Consider the following 17,754-nt stretch of genomic DNA (forward strand, 5'->3'; position numbering starts at 1 on the left):
GCGCGGCCCGGCCCAACGCTTTGGATGGTGTCGCGTCAGCGACGCAGGCCAAAGCGGCGGGAGAACGCCCTAGCGGTCATCCCCTCCGGGTCCGATATCGTCCAGATAATCCTCGTCAATGGCAGCCTGAACAGCGCCTGTTACCGCTTCGCGCTGCTTGGGTGTCAGGTCTTCACTGTCCTTGTCATCCGCCAGCCGCACTGTCACCTCGCGGTGCGCAAAGCGGATGCCTTCGCGCGCAAACAATTCCCGGATGTCCTGATACACCTTCTTGCGCACCAGCCACTGATCCCCCGGTTTGGTCATGAACTTCACCCGGATGATCATGGCGGAATCCTGCATCTCGATCACACCCTGAGATTTCAATGGCTGGATGAAATTGTCCCCGATCACCGGATCGCTCAGCAGCTCCTGCCCCAGCTTCTTGATCAGCTTGCGCACCTTCTCGACATCGGTGTCATAGGTCACACGCAAGGGCAACTTCATGATCACCCAGTCACGGGAATAGTTGGTCAGCACTTTGATCTCGCCAAACGGGATCGTATTCAGCGCCCCAAGATGGTGACGCAATTGGAACGAGCGGACCGAGATCTTTTCGACCGTTCCCTTCACATCCCCGATGTCGATATATTCGCCCTTCCGGAAAGCGTCATCCATCAGGAAGAACGCACCGGAAAAGATGTCGCGCACCAGCGTTTGCGACCCGAAACCAACCGCCAGGCCCACGACACCCGCGCCCGCAAACAGCGGGCTGACATTGATGCCCAGCTCCATCAGCACGATCAGTACGATGGTCACGACAACCACAGCCAGGATCGCCCCGCGGAACAAGGGCAACAAGGTTGCAAGACGGCTCTGCCCGCCTTCTCCGCCCTCATCGCCCAACTCTGCATCGCCTGCGGCGTCCTCGGTTTCTTCCGCGATCTTGGTGTCGATCCAGATTCGGAAGAAATGAAACAGGATATAGCCGATGAACAGGATCACCATCACATCCAGCGCGCGCTCAATCGGCAGATCTTCGCTCCAGCTTGCCTCGGGGTTCCAGATCACCGCCAAAGCGTAAAGCCCCACGACAAACGCCAGAATACCTGCCACCCGGCGCGCCAGATCTTCATAGGTCAGAATGGTGTATTTGCGTTTCTCGGCCTCAGGTGTTTCAACCGGCTCTTCTGTGCTTTCGATATCTTCGTCAGCCTCGGCATTCATTTCTTCGATCTGACGGTTCCGGTCAAAATAGCGCTCCAGCAGATAATTCATCGCGCCATAAGCGACGACCACCGACATGAAGATTGCATAACTGCTGGCCACAATCGGCACCGAGTTCTGGTTTTCCAGCACCAGATCAACCGCCAGCTTGAACCAGCTGAACACCATATAAATCACCAGGACCGGTGCCCAGGCGAACGAGATGAACTTGAGGATCCATGACACCTGGTCCGGGCTCCGTCCACCACGAACCGCGTTTGATATGGCGCGGGCGTTGAACAGGATCATCAGCACATTTCCGATCGCTCCGAACATGGTCAGCCCGCCATAAACCAGCGCGTAAACGTTGTAGTTCAGGCCGAAATCAGCAACCCATGTGGCAAAAAGCACGACCGAAATATCGTAAGTCGCCAGCGCAGACGCCCAAACATATAACCGTTTTGCGTTGCGGTCCGAAAAAGGCGGCAGGCGGTATTGGCTGAGGTAGGGCGACAACACCATACGCCACAAATCCGAAACCGTTCGCGACAGAAAAAACGCGGTGAAAATCGCTGTGACCGTGAATTGGATCGAGATCTCTTCGGCCTCTCCGAAAAAGATGTATCCCACGATCAGCGCCATCAGCATGGCAAATATCGTTGCGCCGATCCCCATCAGGAACCTGAACACAAGGAAGGGCATCTTTTCACGATACCCTTGCGGATTTTCCTTGGTGCGTGCCACCACAACCCTTCGGGCGATACGCTTGCCATAGATTTCAATGGACAGCCAACGCCCCAGCAGCAGAAACAGAACGTTCCAGAACAGGACCTCGACATAGGTCTGAATGCGACCATCCGGGCTGGTCTGGCGCAGGACATACTGCACCTCGAATATGGAATAGGGCAAAGCCTCTAGCCGCGATTCCAGCGACTCGCGAAATTTCGAGAACCGCTCCTGCGCCTTCATCAGTTGCGAGCCCTGGGCCATGGGATCGACCGCTTCGCCCGCCGCGTTTGCACCACCCGCATTTGCCCCGGACGAAACGATCTGCCCGGTGCTGTCAATTACGATGACGCTGGCACCGGCCTCGGTCGCCGATCGGATGGCATCGGCAAGGTCTCCGTCGGTTTGGGATGTGTCATCTTCGGTACTGGTTCCGGTGGTATATCCGGGGATAAGCGAGGTTTGCGCCGCGGCCCCAATCGTCAGGGTCAGCATGGCGAGCCAAAACCCGAAGAACAGGCCAGCAAAAAGTTTCGTATTCATAGGGCACAGCATCCAGTTCGCAGATGCCGCTCAGCCTATAGAACCTCGGGGGGCTGTTCAAATCCTGGCCGCGCACGTGCGCAACAAGCCCGTCGTCTTGTGGTGCGGTTGCAATGGTGCGTACAAACTGTTTTCAATCCTACAGAAATTGAATATGACTCGTGCAGGGACACAACTGGTCTCGGGGGCACCTTCAGTTAATGATTGAACGACGGCGTCAGGTTTGGCCGCCGGTTTGCCTTGCGGGAAAAGAATGTTGCCAAATCGCAATGATTGGCGCATTTGCACGCTCAGGCTGCGCCTTTGGCAAGCAGGGGCAACAAAAAATCGATAACCGGTGCAAAAGCGCGGATTTGCACCGAAACCTGAAACGGGCGAAGGCATGAGCCTAGGAATAAACAAAGAAAAACACGGCCGCGCGCCGCGCATTCTGTTCTACAGCCACGATACATTCGGCCTGGGTCACCTGCGCCGGTCCCGTGCCCTTGCGGCGGCAATCACGGAAGCGGACCAAAGTGCCTCGGCACTGATCCTGACCGGATCGCCGGTGGCGGGACGTTTTACTTTTCCCCGCCGCGTCGACCATGTGCGCCTGCCGGGTGTGACCAAGCGGGCAGACGGAACCTACGCCGCCCGCACCTTCGGGATGGAAATTGACGAAGTCACCGAGCTGCGCGCAAGTTTGATCCAGACCTCGGTCGAACAATTCGATCCCGATGTCCTGATCGTCGACAAGGAACCAACGGGCTTTCGGGGCGAGCTGCTGCCGACGCTGGAATATCTGGAAAACTCGTGCAGCACCAAGCTGGTCCTGGGCCTGCGCGATGTGCTGGACGAACCCGAGGTTCTGGCCGCCGAGTGGGAACGTAAAGAAGCCACCGCGGCGACCGAGCGATTCTATGACGAAATTTGGGTCTACGGCCTGCATTCGGTCTATGATCCGACCAAGGGGTTGCCGCTGAGCGCTGCGACGCAAAAGCGTATCCACTGGACGGGTTATCTGCGCCGCGATCTGGGACCACTCGGTGAACCGCCAGAGCAGCCCTACATTCTGATCACGCCCGGTGGCGGCGGGGATGGCAAGGCGATGGTTAACCTTGTGCTCTCGGCTTATGAAAAAGACCCTGATCTGAAGCCACGGGCGGTTCTGGTCTATGGGCCATTTCTTGCTGGCGAATTGCGCGACGAATTCGAAGCGCGAGTGGCGGCGTTGAATGGCCGGGTCACGGCGGTAGGTTTTGAATCCCAGATCGAAACCCTGTTTGCGGGGGCCTCGGGCGTGGTCTGCATGGGGGGTTACAACACGTTTTGCGAGGTGTTGTCCTTTGACAAACGCGCCGTGATCGTCCCGCGAACCACGCCCCGTCTGGAACAGTGGATTCGCGCCTCACGCGCGGAAGACCTCGGGCTGGTGCGTATGCTGGACGAACATCGCGATGGCTGGACCACAGATGCGATGATCCGGGCGATCCGCGACCTGCCGCAGCAACGCCTGCCCTCGCAAGCGATCGAGGACGGGTTGCTGGACGGGCTGGACTATGTCACCCGGCGGGTGGACGCGTTACTAGGCGGTCAGCCCAAACGGGCCATTGGATGACAGCGGACGGCCCGAAGCTGGCGGTTCTGGTCAAGGGCTGGCCACGCCTGTCCGAGACATTCATCGCGCAGGAACTGGTCGCCTTGCAGGATGCGGGTCTCAGGTTTGACATCTGGTCCCTGCGCCACCCCACCGATGTCAAACGGCACCCTCTGCATGACCGGTTTCAAGGGCTGGTGCATTACCTTCCCGAATACCTCTACGAAGACCCCGAACGCGTTTGGGCAGCGCGCGCGGTCGCCCGCACCTTGCCGGGCTATGCGCGGGCTTATGACATCTGGCGCGCTGATCTGCGTCGAGATACCACCCGTAATCGCATCCGGCGGTTTGGTCAGGCCTGTGTTCTGGCGGCTGAACTGCCCGAAGACACGCGCGCGCTTTACGCTCATTTCCTGCACACCCCCTCATCGGTCGCGCGCTATGCTGCAATCATGCGCGGCCTTCCGTGGAGTTTTTCGGCCCATGCCAAGGACATCTGGACATCTCCGGATTGGGAAATCCGCGAAAAGCTGCAGCTCGACACCCATGGCGCAGCGTTCGGCGCGACCTGCACGGCCGTCGGAGCCGCACATTTGCAGGGATTGGCAGACACGCCGGATCGCGTCGAGCTGATCTATCACGGGCTGGACCTTTCGCGGTTTCCCGCGCCTCCTCAGCGTGAAACCCGCACGGCACATGATCCGTTCCACATGGTTTCAGTCGGGCGTCTGGTCGAAAAGAAGGGCTTTGACCGGCTGCTGCTGGCGTTTGCGCAGTTGCCGCCGCGGCTGGACTGGCACTGGTCCCATATTGGCGGTGGCACCCTGGAGGCCCGGTTGAAAGCGCATGCGGCCGAGTTGGGCCTTGACGACCGCATCACGTGGAAAGGCGCCTGCGATCAGCCCGAGGTGATTGATCAGATGCGCCGGGCCGACCTGTTCGTCTTGCCCAGCCGTATCGCGGCGGATGGTGATCGTGATGGGCTGCCCAATGTGCTGATGGAGGCCGCGTCGCAGTACCTGCCGATCCTGTCCACTCCGGTCTCTGCGATACCCGAATTCATCGAAAACGGCAGGCATGGCGTGCTGGCCGCCGACGATCCGGCTGCGCTGGCCTCGGCTATCACCTCAATTGCCGACACGCCGGAAAGCGCCGCCCAAATGGCCGCGGCCGCCTATGATCGACTGATTGCAGAGTTTCGGATGGAGCCCGGTATCGGTCGATTGTCCAAAAAGCTGAATGCACTTTGCAAGGACACACCCTGATGGTGCGGGTGGCCTTTTACGCGCCAATGAAGTCGCCGGACAGTTCCACACCCTCGGGCGACCGCGAGATGGCGCGCAACCTGATGGCAGCCATCGGCGCGCGCGGCGACACGGTCGAGCTTGTCTCGCATCTGAGGATCTTCGACAAATCGGGAGATCCCGCGCTGCAAAGTGCTTTACGCGGCATGGCCCGGGCTGAAACGGATCGCCTGATTTCGGAGCTTCCGGAGGATACTGCGCTTTGGGTCACCTATCACAACTACTACAAAGCGCCCGACCTGATCGGGCCGTGGGTCTGTCAGGCCCGTGGCATACCCTATGTCCAACTGGAAAGTACCCGGGCCACCTCGCGCCTTTCGGGGCCATGGGCAGGATTTGCCCGGGACGCGCACCGGGCCTGCGACGCCGCGAAGATCATCTTCTACCACACTGCCAATGATCTGATCACGCTGAAGCGCGAGCGGTATCGCGACCAATCCCTGATAGAACTGCCGCCCTTTCTTCCGATGACCGCCCTTCCCATCGCTTCCGATTGCGCCGGTCCGATGCTTGCCGTTGGCATGATGCGGCCCGGGGACAAGCTGGCCTCGTACCGCATTCTGTCCGACGCGCTGCATCACCTCCCGGGCGATTGGAGCCTGAACATCGCAGGCGATGGTCCCGCGCGGCCCGAGGTAGAGGCCTTGATGACCCCGCACGGCACGCGCGTCCGTTTTCTGGGTCAACTGGATCGCGAAGCGCTGCGGGGCGTTTATCAAAACGCGTCAGTGTTTGTCTGGCCCGGGGTGAATGAAGCGTATGGGATGGTCTACCTCGAAGCTCAGGCGCATGGGTTGCCCGTTGTTGCACAGGATCGCCCCGGTGTGTGCGACGTCCTACTGCCGTCGGACTACCCATCGGTCGAGGATGGCCCGACAGGCTTGGCGCGGCACCTGCATCATTTTCTTTCAGACCAAACATTACGACAGCGGACAGGTGCCCGCGCGCGTGAATATGTGAAGAACCGGCACCTGAGTCCTACCGCGACCGATTGTTTTTGGGGCGCGGTGTCCGGAATTGTGAGTGCAGGCCGATGAGTAAACTGGCGCTTCTTCGGCATGGCCATACCCATTGGAACCGCGCGGGCCGCATTCAGGGTCGCAGCGATATTCCGCTGGATAACGAAGCACGTGCACAACTTGCGGGGCTGCGGCTGCCACCCCCCTGGGATCAGGCCGCACTATGGTCAAGCCCTCTGCGCCGAGCGGCTGAAACCGCGCAACTGGTATCCGGTCGAACACCGCGGGCACATACCGCCCTGACCGAGATGAACTGGGGCGATTGGGAAGGCCTGCGCGGCGCGGACCTGCTGAACCAGCCGGGCAGCGGGTTTCGCCATATAGAGGATTGGGGTTGGGACTATCGCCCGCCCAACGGAGAAAGTCCGGCCGAGGTCTGGACGCGTCTGCATCCCTGGCTGTGTGATCTGGATGGGAACAATCTGGCCGTCTGCCATATCGGGGTTATGCGGGTCATTCTGGCCAAAGCGACCGGGTGGAATTTCTCGGGGCACGCGCCGTTCAAAATCAAGCGAAACCGGTTGTATATCATAGACCTGACTGCCATGTGCGCTGAAACTGATCCTATTCGCCTGCTGCCCCGGGAAGGTTCCGCATGAAGGTCATGATCGTTGTAACGCATCTGTTGGGCACAGGCCATCTGAGTCGGGCCCTGACGCTCGGGCGTGCATTCAGTGACCGGGGGCACGAGGTGCTTGTGGTCTCGGGCGGCATGCCTGCGCCGCAACTGAACGCGGGCGGCCTGACAATGTTGGGTCTGCCGCCACTTCGATCGGATGGAACGGATTTCACACGGTTGCTGGATCAGAATGACACCGTCGCAGGCCCCGAATACTTTGCCGCGCGCGGCGTGGCGCTGGTGCAGGCTGCCCAGAGCTTTCGGCCGCATGCGCTGATCACCGAGTTGTTTCCGTTTGGTCGGCGTGCGTTGACGGACGAATTCCTTGCCCTGCTAGAAGCAGCGCGGGACTTGCCCCGCCGACCCGTCATCCTCAGTTCGATCCGGGATATTCTGGCTCCACCTTCCAAGCCCGCCAAGGCCGCTCGTGCCGCTGAGATTGTCGCCGCCTTCTATGACGGGGTTCTGGTGCATTCCGACCCGGACATCACACCGCTGACGATCAGTTGGCCGGTTTCCGAGCAACTGGCGGGGCGGCTTCACTATACCGGATTTGTCGCCGCACCGGCGGCCGAGCCTCATCCGGATGCGGTTGGGCAGGATGAAATCATCGTGAGTGCGGGCGGCGGTTCGGTCGGGCAGCCGATCTTTCGCGCGGCCATCGAGGCCGCCCAAAAGATGACCAACAGGCGCTGGCGCCTTTTGGTCGGCGGTCAGGACGCGGCAGCGCGTATCTCGGAACTGTCAAAACTGGACACACGCACGCGCGCCACGATTGAGCCCGTACGCCCGGACTTTCGCCAGATGCTGCCCCTGGCGGCGGCTTCAGTCAGTATGTGCGGATACAACACCGCCATGGACCTGCTGCAAAGCGGCACCCCGGCCGTTCTGATCCCCTTCGATGACGGAAAAGAAGTCGAACAGGGTCTGCGCGGCCAAAGCCTGTCGCAGATGCCCGGGATCGAGATACTGCGCAGCACTGACCTGAGCGGCGCAACCTTGGTAAAAGCGCTAACACGAGTTCTTGAAAGTGACCGGCGCGCGCCCCTGACCGAAGGTTTTGACGGGGCAAACCGGGCAGTCGAGATCACCGAAACACTCTGGGACAGACGGCAATGAAAGCGGACTGGCAACCCTTGGACACAGAGCTCGCCCGCTGGCAAGCCGACGGGTTAAGCCTGCCGCTGTGGTGGCGGGATGACGATGCGGTCGCGGTTACGCCGCAGCTGGACCGATTGACAATGCTTACCGAAAAAGTCGGACTGCCGGTCCATCTTGCAGTCATACCCCGCGATGCGCAGGCCCCGCTGGCTGGCTATGTTCGGGCGACCCCATCATTGATACCGGTCGTTCATGGTTGGGCGCATGAGAACCACGCGCCCGCAGGGGAAAAGAAGTCCGAATTCGGCCTCCACCGCCCCATCGACACGATACTGTATGATGCCCAATCCGGACTTAGCCACTTGCAAGAGATGTTTGGGTCCCATCTGCGTACCGTTTTTGTGCCACCCTGGAACCGGATCGCGCCCGAGGTGATCGTGCATTTGTCCGGCATCGGCTTTGACATCCTGTCAACCGCGACCCCTCGGAAGGCCACAATGGCGGCACCGGGACTGGCGCAGGTCAACACCCATCTGGACCCAATCGACTGGCGCGGAACACGCGGCCTGGTGTCGCCGGATACGCTGATCATCCGCACCGCCGAATTGCTGCGAAACCGGCGCGAAGGACACACCGACAACGCCGAGGCCTTTGGCATTCTGACCCACCATCTGGTCCACGACGAAGAGATCTGGACCTTCACCCACAACTTGCTGCACAAGCTTCTGGACGGGCCCGGTGTCATCTGGACAGCGCCGCAAACCAAAAAACCCGAGGAGAGCCCGAAATGAGCCGACTGGATTCCATGCTGCGCCGCCTGACCGCGCAACGCGATGGCCTGAACTGGGCCGCGCTGCAGATCGACGGGCAAGACGGTGACGTTCTGGACATGGGATTGGGCAACGGCCGCACCTACGATCATCTGCGGGAAATCCTGCCAAACCGCCGCATTTGGGTAATGGATCGCGTATTACAATGCCACCCCGACAGCACTCCGCCCGCCGAGGATTTCCTGCAGGGCGAGGCGGAACCGATGCTACAGCGTCTGGCGGAAGCCGGGCAAACCATCGCCTTGGCGCATTACGATTTCGGACGCGGCATCAAACAGGAAGATGTGGCCGAGGCCGCCCGTCTCAGTCCGCTGATCGCCCGCGTCATGCGCCCCGGCGGTCTGTTGATCTCGGGCCAGCCATTGGAAGGCTTCGATCAGATCGAAGGGCCGGACACCATCGCGCCCGACCGTTATCTGTTCTATCGCGCCTGATCAGGCGACACGTCGCCCGCGCGACCACACCGCCCTGAGCGCCGGAACTCCGGCCCCCATACCAAACCTGATCAGATCCGCGCGCGCGCCCGCCCTGATCTCGCCCCGATCCTTCAGCCCGGCAGCAACCGCAGGGGTCAACGTCACCGTTTTCATACCACGCGCCAAGTTGCCCCACATCTCACCCAGCTTCAGCGCCGACAGCAGCAGCGCTGCCGGCACATAATCCGAGGACAAGATGTCGAGGTTACCCATCCCGGCAAGTTCATGCGCAGCGACATTCCCCGAATGTGATCCGCCCCGGATCAGGTTCGGCGCCCCCATGATGACCTTGATGTCATGCTTGTGGCAGGCCCGCGCCGCCTCGACCGTGGTCGGGAATTCCGCCAGCCGGATACCATGTCCGGCAGACACACTCACCTGTTCTTCGGTCGTGTCGTCGTGACTGGCCAAAACCGCACCAAACCGACGCGCTGCCTTGACGGCTTCGACCTCGTGCCTGTCGCCGTTGCGATCCCGCAACTGTCTGAGATGCGCGACATGTTGCAGGAACGTATCATCGTCCATCGCATGCTTACCCTTCATGAAAGCTTCGAGCTTGGCCATGTCGCGAAACTGTCGCTGCCCCGGCGTGTGGTCCATCAGCGAGAGCAATCCTACCCGGTCTTCCGGTTCAAATTCATCCAGTTCCTCAACCAGCGTTTCCGAGCAAACTTCGGCCCGAAGATGCAGGAAATGACTGATCTTCAGCGCATCCTGTTCGCGCAATTGCCACAGCTCGCGGGACAAGCCCCGCGCGTATCTGTGATAGCGCCCGGCACCGTCCGGGATCGACCCGACGCGCATGGCGTCGAAAACGGTTGTGATACCTGTGCTGGCCAGCTCGGCGTCATGGGCGATGATGGCCGCCGCATGAGGCCAATCCACCTTGGGGCGAGGCTGAATATGCCGCTCCAGATTATCGGTGTGCAGCTCGACCAGACCGGGGCAGATGTAATCGCCGCCACAATCCACCGCCCCCGTCGGAACTGCCGAACCGGTGCCCATGTCGGCGATGACCTCTCCTACGATCCGGACATTGCCGGTGATGGTCTCGTCGGGCAGGACGAGCGTGGCATTGGCAAGGATCATTTCTTCTGTCATCTGAACCTCACGCGGTTTGAGCTGTTGGGAAGGCCACGCACAGGAGGTCAAATTGACATTCACGCGATATGCGATCTACTACGTCCCGCCCGAAGGCACGGGCTGGGGGTCTTTCGCCACAAGCTGGCTGGGCTGGGACATGGCAGCGGGGCAAGCGATCCCGCATCCCGCCATCGATGGCGTCGACGTGTCGGCCGTGACTGCAGCCCCCCGGAAATACGGGCTGCACGCCACGATGAAACCGCCGTTTCGCCTGACCTCCGGATGCACCGAGACAGAACTGCGCTCTGCGTGCTCCACTTTCGCCCGTACGCAACCGCCTGTGTCTCTGACCGGGCTGGAAATCGCGCGACTGGGCCGCTTTCTGGCCTTGCGGCCCCTGGGCGATACCCAGGCCCTGAACGATCTGGCCGCAGCCTGCGTGCGCGCCTTCGACAGTTTTCGCGCGCCCGCGACCCAGCCCGAGCTGGAAAAGCGCCGCATCAAAGGGTTGTCGTCGCAACAGGACGCAAACCTTGCGCGTTGGGGCTATCCTTATGTGATGGACGCCTTCCGCTTCCACATCACCCTGAGCGGGCGGCTGAACAAACAGGACCTCAGCCGGGTCGAGATGGCCTTGCAGCACCGTCTTGCCCCTATCCTTCCCAGCCCTTTCCTTCTGGCAGATATTGCCTTGGTTGGCGAGGTCGAGAATGGTCAGTTTCATCTGATACATCGCTACGCCCTCTCTGGTTGAAGCTGGCACACAACAGCGTCCACCGCGGTCTCCAGAGGGCCGGAGTTGTCAACCTCGATAACCCGGCGCAAACCTTGTGGCACCGGGGTGTCTGCTCGTTCAAGGCGCTGCATCTGCTCTGCTTCGGTCTCGCGTCCCCGTGATGACAACCGTCCGGCCAGAACCTCCGGCTCAGCCGTCAACGAGATCACCACAAGATCGCAAAAAATCCCCTGGGCCTGCAGCAGGATGCTTCGGGACAGGTTCACCAACACCGCCTTGCTGGACCTGCGCAACGCGTTGATCTCGGAAGGGATTCCATAATGCAAACCGTGGGCGTGCCAGTGCAGAACAAAAGCGCCGTTTGCCACCATATCCTCAAACACCACCACCGAGACCTGATCAAAATCTTCACCCTCCTGCCCATCGGGGCGCGTAATCACCCGACGCATCCGAGACATACCCGGCACACGCGCTTCGACCGCAGCCATCACGCTATCTTTCCCGACACCCGAGGGACCAACAAACGCTATGACCGGGGCAAGGATCATGCGGCAAGACCGGGGGCAAAGCGCGACACGTCGATCTCGCGGTCGCAAACACGGTTCCGCGCCGCAATATCATGGAATATGCCAACAATCGCGGCACCCCGCGCCTTGGACTCTTCTATCAGGCTCAGCACCGTATCGCGGTTCTGCACATCCAGCGACGCTGTCGGCTCATCCAGCAACATCGCCGGATACTCATAGGCGAACCCGCGTGCGATGTTCACCCGCTGCTGCTCGCCACCTGAAAATGTCGTCGGGCTCAACCCCCACAAACGCTCGGGAATGTTAAGTCGTGACAACAACTCCGCCGCCTTATCCAGCGACGGTTTTCGATCATGTCCCAGCGCCAATAGCGGCTCGGCCACAACCTCCAGCGTCGGCACGCGGGGGACAACCCGCAAAAACTGGCTGACATAACCCAACGTCTCACGCCGCAACGCCAAAACCTCGCGCGGGGCGGCGCGCGCCACATCCAGCCCGCCAACCAAAACCTGCCCGGACGCGGCAAGATAATTGCCATAGATCACCCGCATCAAGGTCGACTTCCCGGCACCCGAAGCACCGGTCAACGCAACACATTCGCCCGGAGCCGCGTGCAGCGACGCCCCCTTTAGAACAGGCAAAACGGCACCGCCCTGATTGTGCAGGGTAAAGCTTTTGCTGACGTCTTTGAGTTCAATCATCGCCCTTCATCTTTTCAAAAATACTCAAACCTGCAGAACGCTGGAAACAAGCAGCTGCGTATAGGTATGTTGCGGATCGTCCAGAACCTGATCGGTCAACCCGGCCTCGACCACGTGGCCGTCTTTCATCACCATCAGTCGATCGGCCAACAGGCGCACCACAGCCAGATCGTGCGTCACGACAATGGCGCTCAAACCCATCTCGCGCACCAAACCGCGCAACAGATCCAGCAATCGCGCCTGAACCGAGACATCCAGCCCCCCGGTCGGTTCGTCCATGAACACCAGCCGAGGTCCCGTCACCAGGTTGCGCGCAATCTGCAAGCGTTGCTGCATCCCGCCGGAAAAAGCCGATGGACGGTCATCCACGCGACCGTCGTCAATCTCAACCCGTCCCAGCCAGTCAATCGCCCGGTCGCGGATCTGACCATAGTGACGATCCCCGACAGCCATCAGACGTTCGCCGATATTGCCCCCCGCGCTGACCGACATGCGCAAGCCGTCCCGGGCATGCTGGTGTACAAAGGCCCAGTCAGTGCGGCCCAGCATCCGGCGCTCGGGTTCAGACATCGTGACCGTGTCCACCGGTCCCTGCGCGCGGGTGTCGAATACCACACGCCCTTGATCCGGCTCCAGATAACCGGCCAGACAGTTCAGCAGCGTCGACTTGCCCGAGCCGCTTTCCCCGACGATCCCCATCACCTCACCGGGAAAAAGGTCGAAACTCACACCCGTGCAACCTATGCGAGGCCCATAGGTCTTTCGAATGTTCTGAACGCTCAGCAGCGGGGTCATGCCGCATCCTCTTTGGCCAAACGGCCCTCATGGCCCGCTTCACGGCGCAAGCGGCAATAATCAGTGTCCGAGCACACAAACATCCGGCTGCCTGTGTCATCCATGATCACCTCATCCAGATAGCTGTCTTCGGCTGAGCACAGATCACAGGAGTGATCTGCCTTGGAAGCCTCGAAGGGGTAGTCTTCAAAATCGAGGCTGACGACCTTGGTATGCGGTGGCACCGCATAGATGCGCTGCTCGCGGCCTGCACCGAACAGCTGAATCGCATCCATTTCCAGCTTGGGATTGTCGAATTTCGGGATCGGCGAAGGGTCCATCACATAGCGCCCCGACACCTCGACCGGATAGGAATACGAGGTCGAAATCGCCCCGTGCTGGCTGATGTCCTCGTAAAGCTTCACATGCATCAATCCATATTCTTCCAGACTGTGCATCTTGCGGGTCTCGGTTTCGCGGGGCTCCAGAAAGCGCAGGGGCTCGGGGATGGGTACCTGATAAACCAGTACCTGATCCCCGCGCAGCTTGGCCTCGGGGATGCGATGGCGGGTCTGGATGACAGTGGCCTTTTCGGTCTCCTCGGTGGTTTCAACCCCGGCTGTTTTTTCAAAGAACTTGCGGATCGACACCGCGTTGGTCGTGTCATCGGCCCCTTGGTCGATCACCTTGAACGTATCTTCGGGCGTCAGGGTCGCGGCCGAGACCTGTACCCCACCCGTACCCCATCCATAGGGCATCGGCATCTCGCGGCTGGCAAAGGGCACCTGATAGCCCGGCACCGCCAAACCCTTGAGGATCGCCCGACGGATCATCCGCTTGGTCTGCTCGTCCAGATAGGCAAAGTTGTACGCGCTCATAGCAGGCCCCTGTTGGCCAGCTCACTTTCCAGTTCAGCCGGGTTTTTGAAGTGGATGCCATCCATGCCGACGGCGCGGGCACCTTCGATATTGTGCAAGCCATCATCGATGAACACGCAATCCGCAGCCGCAATCCCGGCCCTGTCACACAACAGCCTGAAAATGCGCGGGTCAGGCTTCATGATGCCTTCCTGTCCGGAGACCACCAGCGTTTCGAAAACCTCTCCAAGACGCGGATGCACCTTCAGGCCCTCAGGCCAGGTTTCCGCCGACCAGTTGGTAATCCCGTGAACCACGGTTCCGTTGTCCTTGAGGCGGTCCAGAATCTCCCACGTGCCGTGGATCGGGTTCTGTACCGTGCGGGAATAGCGCGCGACGTAAGACGCAAAGAGGCGCTGATCCTGCGGGTCATCCAACTCGGTGGCCATATCCGCAAAACGTTCACCATTATCGCCTCGCGCGTTCCGGGCCAGAAATCCTGTTCTGGCAATGAATGCATGTGCGGCGTCTTCCGAGCCCAGATCTTCGGCCCAGGCCAGATGAGGCTGCCAATCGACCAATACACCACCAATGTCGAAAACAACCGCTTTCATTCCGCAGCCTCCTCTGTGGCAATCCTGTTTTCCGCCTCGCGGCGCAGCTTGCGGACCAGTTCCAGTTCAGACTGAAAATCCACGTAATGCGGCAACTTGATATGTTCGAGGAACCCGGTCGCCTGAATGTTATCCGCATGGCTGAGCACGAATTCCTCGTCCTGCGCAGGCGCCCCCAGATTGTCCTCGCCCAATTCCTTCCAACGCAGCGCGCGATCAACCAGCGCCACGGCTATGGACTTGCGTTCGGACTGACCAAAGACCAGCCCATATCCGCGGGTAAACTGTGGCGGTTCGGTCTTGGAGCCTTTGAACTGGTTGACCGTTTCGCATTCGGTCAGTTCCACCTCGCCGATATCGATGGCAAAGCCCAGTTCGGGAATGTCCATTTCAACAGCGACCTTGCCGATCCGCAGCTCGCCGACAAAGGCGTGGTTGCGGGCGTATCCGCGCTGAGTTGAATAGGCCATTCCAAGCACAAACCCTTCATCACCCCGCGTCAGGGATTGCAGACGCAGCGGGCGGTTGGAGGGGTATTCCATCGGCTCGCGCGTCAGATCACCCGGCGTGGTATCGCTGTCAGGCTCGTCCTGAATAATCCCCTCGCGTGACAGGAATGTGCAGATATGCGGGGTCGGTTCGGAGCTCGGAGCGCTTTCCGGTGCGGGTGCAATATCGGTCTCGGCAGCCAGTTTGAAATCCAGCAACCGATGGGTGTAATCGAATGTCGGCCCCAGCACCTGACCACCGGGCGCGTCCTTGAACGTGGCCGAGATCCGCCGGTCGCATGCCATGGTGCCTGTATCGACCGGGTTGGTATAGCCAAAGCGCGGCAGGGTTGTGCGATAGGCGCGGATCAGAAAAATCGCCTCGATCAGATCACCCCGGGACTGTTTGATCGCAAGTGCGGCCAAATCCGGATCATAAAGCGACCCTTCGGCCATCACCCGGTTCACCGCCAGGCTAAGCTGTTCACGAATCTGCGCGATGTTCAGTTCGGCCACATCGGTGGGGCCACGCCGTTCCTCGGCCAACCAGCTATGGGCGTTTTCGATGGCTTTCTCGCCGCCTTTGACAGCAACATACATCGACTAGCCCTCGTCCGTGATCTGCGTGCTGCGCGGCAGAGCCGCAACCCGGTCGCCGCAAGTGAAAAAGAAATCGCATCCCAGCGGATACAGCATCGCATTGCCCTGCAACGCAGCGATGTCCGGAAGGGACAGATGCGCGACCGATTTGATGCCCGGTCCGCGCAGCGCAGCCCCGCTTGGATCAAGCGCGTCACATTCCACGATAAGTGTTGCCGAGCGATCCGGGTATTCCGGTGTGCCGATGCGATAGGCGGTCACCGGCTGCAGGTCCTGCCATGTCCCGACCGCAAAATCAGCTTCGGCCGCCCCGACAATCGGTGCGCCAGTGTGAAAGATCAGCCACTGACGGATGCAGTCGTTATCAGCGGCTCCCGCAAGATAAACCTTGGTGTCCGTGTCGCATAATGTCAGCAAGAGCGTGCCAGCGGCGACGGATAACGGCGCGGGCGGCTGCGCGCCGGACACCGCGCGGATTTCACCCGGACGTGCCATGACCGTCATTGCGGCACGAAAGGCATGCGCTGCCTCGATCGCCGCGTTTCGGAACCCGCCCGAGAAATGCGTTTGCGCGGTCATCAATCTTCTCCCCGCACCAGAGTGAAGAATTCAACCTTGGTCGCCGCGGCTTTGGAGGCCCGGGCGGTTTTGGCGGCACGCTCCAGCGTTTGCAACGGAGCGATCACCTGCGCCTTCACCGCAGCGGCGCGCGACGTCTGCATCAACGCATCGATCAGAGCCGCCGCTTCGGCCTTGCTCTTGGACCGGCCCTGCACATAACCGTGCCCGACCGTGCCATCCGCAAGCTGCAGCGAACACCGCGTGACGGTCATTTCCCCGAGATTGAAGGGCGCGCCAGTGCCTCCAGTCCGTCCGCGCACCATGACACCCCCCACTTCCGGGCTGCGCAGCCAGTCGAATGCCGGACGGTCCTGAACCTGCGCCCAAATATTCAGCAGCGCATCTTCCGGCGCACGCGCCAGCAGACCCATCCATTCCTGGCGTGCTCTTTCGCCGTTTTCCGCCTGATCTTTCATCAAAGCCCCTTGGCTGGGTTGTCTACATACACTATACAACTAGACAAATTATACACCCAGGACGCACATCGCGCAATCAGGCCGTGGTTTAAGATTTTATGACATGAGCAAAACACCCGTCTGGAAAAGCATCGCCCTGAGCCTGACGGCGGATATCGCCGAGGGTCGCTATGACACAGGCGCACGATTGCCAACCGAGGCGCAACTGGCCGCCAAGCACGGGGTGAACCGGCACACTGTGCGCCGAGCGTTGTCTGACCTCGCTGAACAGGGGTTGGTGCATGCAAGACGGGGTGCGGGCGTGTTTGTGACCGCCCGCCCCACAGACTATCCGATTGGCAAGCGGGTCAGATACCACAAGAGCATCTCGGCCAGCGGGAAGATCCCCGGCAAGAAAATCCTCACCCTCACCACCCGCGCCGCAGATGAGACCGAGGCTGAGGCTCTGCAGCTTGCGCCCAAAGAAGAGGTGCATGTGTATGACGGGCTTTCGCTGGCCGATGGTCAACCCATCGCTCTGTTCCAGAGCGTCTTTCCTGCGCGGCGCCTGCCCGGCATTCTGCAGGCATTGGATGAAACCCGATCCGTCACGCAGGCACTGAAACGTTGTGGCATAGATGATTATACGCGCATCTCAACGCGTCTGACCGCGCGGGCGGCAACAGCCACGCAAGCCCTGCATCTTCGCCTGACCGAGGGTGCACCAGTGTTGTTTTCAATCGGGATCAATGCCGATCTGAATGGCACGCCTCTGGAGTTGGGACGAACTGCGTTTGCCGGAGAGCGCGTAACCCTGACGTTGAGCGAAGACGCGTAACAGGGCCTCCCACCTGTCTTCGACCTCCTGAAGGAGGTCTCAGCCCGGTTCTCCTCATCCACTTCCAAGACCGGACAGATGGGATGTCGCCTGGCCTGAAAGGCCCAGCCGCCTAACGCCATAGGCCCTACCCTTTTCAGT

General features: G+C 60.5%; 19 protein-coding genes. 9 read left to right on the forward strand and 10 right to left on the reverse strand.

Features of this window, described 5'->3' with window-relative positions; translation table 11 throughout:
• Nucleotides 1-69 precede the first annotated feature (69 nt).
• On the reverse strand, nucleotides 70-2,454 hold the full coding sequence (locus ACR0K4_RS08505) for a mechanosensitive ion channel domain-containing protein (RefSeq protein ID WP_480853599.1): 2,385 nt from the start codon (nucleotides 2,452-2,454) through the stop codon (nucleotides 70-72).
• 382 nt (nucleotides 2,455-2,836) lie between these two features.
• On the opposite strand from ACR0K4_RS08505, the gene ACR0K4_RS08510 reads away from it, so the two are divergent.
• The 7 genes from ACR0K4_RS08510 to ACR0K4_RS08540 are packed head-to-tail and all read left to right on the forward strand — an operon-like array spanning nucleotide 2,837 to nucleotide 9,337.
• Nucleotides 2,837-4,051 carry a glycosyltransferase family protein gene (locus ACR0K4_RS08510; protein ID WP_480853601.1) on the forward strand — a complete coding sequence of 405 codons (1,215 nt, stop codon included), beginning with the start codon at nucleotides 2,837-2,839 and terminating at the stop codon, nucleotides 4,049-4,051.
• Nucleotides 4,048-5,295, forward strand: coding sequence for a glycosyltransferase (locus tag ACR0K4_RS08515; protein ID WP_480853602.1), 1,248 nt, complete (start codon nucleotides 4,048-4,050; stop codon nucleotides 5,293-5,295). Before ACR0K4_RS08510 ends, ACR0K4_RS08515 begins: the two co-directional genes overlap by 4 nt.
• A complete protein-coding gene (locus tag ACR0K4_RS08520; protein ID WP_480853603.1) occupies nucleotides 5,295-6,371 on the forward strand; it encodes a glycosyltransferase family 4 protein in 1,077 nt (358 codons plus the stop codon). Before ACR0K4_RS08515 ends, ACR0K4_RS08520 begins: the two co-directional genes overlap by 1 nt.
• Nucleotides 6,368-6,952: a histidine phosphatase family protein gene (locus tag ACR0K4_RS08525; protein WP_480853604.1), complete on the forward strand. Its 585-nt coding sequence runs from the start codon at nucleotides 6,368-6,370 to the stop codon at nucleotides 6,950-6,952. Before ACR0K4_RS08520 ends, ACR0K4_RS08525 begins: the two co-directional genes overlap by 4 nt.
• The gene (locus tag ACR0K4_RS08530; protein ID WP_480853605.1) at nucleotides 6,949-8,091 is read left to right on the forward strand and encodes a glycosyltransferase family protein; all 1,143 of its coding nucleotides are present in this window, start codon (nucleotides 6,949-6,951) and stop codon (nucleotides 8,089-8,091) included. Before ACR0K4_RS08525 ends, ACR0K4_RS08530 begins: the two co-directional genes overlap by 4 nt.
• On the forward strand, nucleotides 8,088-8,864 hold the full coding sequence (locus ACR0K4_RS08535; RefSeq protein ID WP_480517467.1) for a polysaccharide deacetylase family protein: 777 nt from the start codon (nucleotides 8,088-8,090) through the stop codon (nucleotides 8,862-8,864). Before ACR0K4_RS08530 ends, ACR0K4_RS08535 begins: the two co-directional genes overlap by 4 nt.
• Nucleotides 8,861-9,337 (forward strand): class I SAM-dependent methyltransferase, encoded by a 477-nt coding sequence (locus ACR0K4_RS08540; protein ID WP_480517465.1) that lies wholly within the window; start codon nucleotides 8,861-8,863, stop codon nucleotides 9,335-9,337. Before ACR0K4_RS08535 ends, ACR0K4_RS08540 begins: the two co-directional genes overlap by 4 nt.
• Here the strand turns inward: ACR0K4_RS08540 and ACR0K4_RS08545 are convergent, their stop codons facing one another.
• The gene (locus ACR0K4_RS08545; RefSeq protein ID WP_480853606.1) at nucleotides 9,338-10,480 is read right to left on the reverse strand and encodes an alpha-D-ribose 1-methylphosphonate 5-triphosphate diphosphatase; all 1,143 of its coding nucleotides are present in this window, start codon (nucleotides 10,478-10,480) and stop codon (nucleotides 9,338-9,340) included.
• 52 nt (nucleotides 10,481-10,532) lie between these two features.
• On the opposite strand from ACR0K4_RS08545, the gene ACR0K4_RS08550 reads away from it, so the two are divergent.
• Nucleotides 10,533-11,216 carry a DUF1045 domain-containing protein gene (locus tag ACR0K4_RS08550; protein ID WP_480853607.1) on the forward strand — a complete coding sequence of 228 codons (684 nt, stop codon included), beginning with the start codon at nucleotides 10,533-10,535 and terminating at the stop codon, nucleotides 11,214-11,216.
• Here ACR0K4_RS08550 and ACR0K4_RS08555 read toward each other — a convergent pair.
• From ACR0K4_RS08555 to phnG, 8 genes are read right to left on the reverse strand one after another with little or no spacing between them, the layout of a single operon-like run.
• Nucleotides 11,198-11,746, reverse strand: coding sequence for a phosphonate metabolism protein/1,5-bisphosphokinase (PRPP-forming) PhnN (locus tag ACR0K4_RS08555; RefSeq protein WP_480853608.1), 549 nt, complete (start codon nucleotides 11,744-11,746; stop codon nucleotides 11,198-11,200). The two genes, ACR0K4_RS08550 and ACR0K4_RS08555, sit on opposite strands and share 19 nt — an antisense overlap.
• A complete protein-coding gene (phnL, locus tag ACR0K4_RS08560) occupies nucleotides 11,743-12,426 on the reverse strand; it encodes a phosphonate C-P lyase system protein PhnL (protein ID WP_480853609.1) in 684 nt (227 codons plus the stop codon). The genes ACR0K4_RS08555 and phnL overlap by 4 nt, the downstream gene beginning before the upstream one ends.
• A 24-nt stretch (nucleotides 12,427-12,450) precedes the next feature.
• Nucleotides 12,451-13,221, reverse strand: coding sequence for a phosphonate C-P lyase system protein PhnK (gene phnK, locus ACR0K4_RS08565; RefSeq protein ID WP_480853610.1), 771 nt, complete (start codon nucleotides 13,219-13,221; stop codon nucleotides 12,451-12,453).
• A complete protein-coding gene (locus ACR0K4_RS08570; protein ID WP_480853611.1) occupies nucleotides 13,218-14,078 on the reverse strand; it encodes an alpha-D-ribose 1-methylphosphonate 5-phosphate C-P-lyase PhnJ in 861 nt (286 codons plus the stop codon). Before ACR0K4_RS08570 ends, phnK begins: the two co-directional genes overlap by 4 nt.
• Nucleotides 14,075-14,671, reverse strand: a complete 597-nt coding sequence (locus ACR0K4_RS08575; RefSeq protein WP_480853612.1) for an HAD family hydrolase — start codon at nucleotides 14,669-14,671, stop codon at nucleotides 14,075-14,077. The genes ACR0K4_RS08570 and ACR0K4_RS08575 overlap by 4 nt, the downstream gene beginning before the upstream one ends.
• On the reverse strand, nucleotides 14,668-15,759 hold the full coding sequence (locus ACR0K4_RS08580; protein WP_480853613.1) for a carbon-phosphorus lyase complex subunit: 1,092 nt from the start codon (nucleotides 15,757-15,759) through the stop codon (nucleotides 14,668-14,670). The genes ACR0K4_RS08575 and ACR0K4_RS08580 overlap by 4 nt, the downstream gene beginning before the upstream one ends.
• A gap of 3 nt (nucleotides 15,760-15,762) precedes the next feature.
• Nucleotides 15,763-16,338, reverse strand: a complete 576-nt coding sequence (phnH, locus tag ACR0K4_RS08585; RefSeq protein ID WP_480853614.1) for a phosphonate C-P lyase system protein PhnH — start codon at nucleotides 16,336-16,338, stop codon at nucleotides 15,763-15,765.
• Nucleotides 16,338-16,796 carry a phosphonate C-P lyase system protein PhnG gene (phnG, locus tag ACR0K4_RS08590; RefSeq protein ID WP_480853615.1) on the reverse strand — a complete coding sequence of 153 codons (459 nt, stop codon included), beginning with the start codon at nucleotides 16,794-16,796 and terminating at the stop codon, nucleotides 16,338-16,340. Before phnG ends, phnH begins: the two co-directional genes overlap by 1 nt.
• 103 nt (nucleotides 16,797-16,899) lie before the next feature.
• Here phnG and phnF point away from each other — a divergent pair, with 103 nt between their 5' ends.
• The gene (phnF, locus tag ACR0K4_RS08595; protein ID WP_480517443.1) at nucleotides 16,900-17,613 is read left to right on the forward strand and encodes a phosphonate metabolism transcriptional regulator PhnF; all 714 of its coding nucleotides are present in this window, start codon (nucleotides 16,900-16,902) and stop codon (nucleotides 17,611-17,613) included.
• The last annotated feature ends 141 nt before the right edge of the window (nucleotides 17,614-17,754 follow it).

Source organism: Ruegeria sp. K11 (assembly GCF_056531905.1).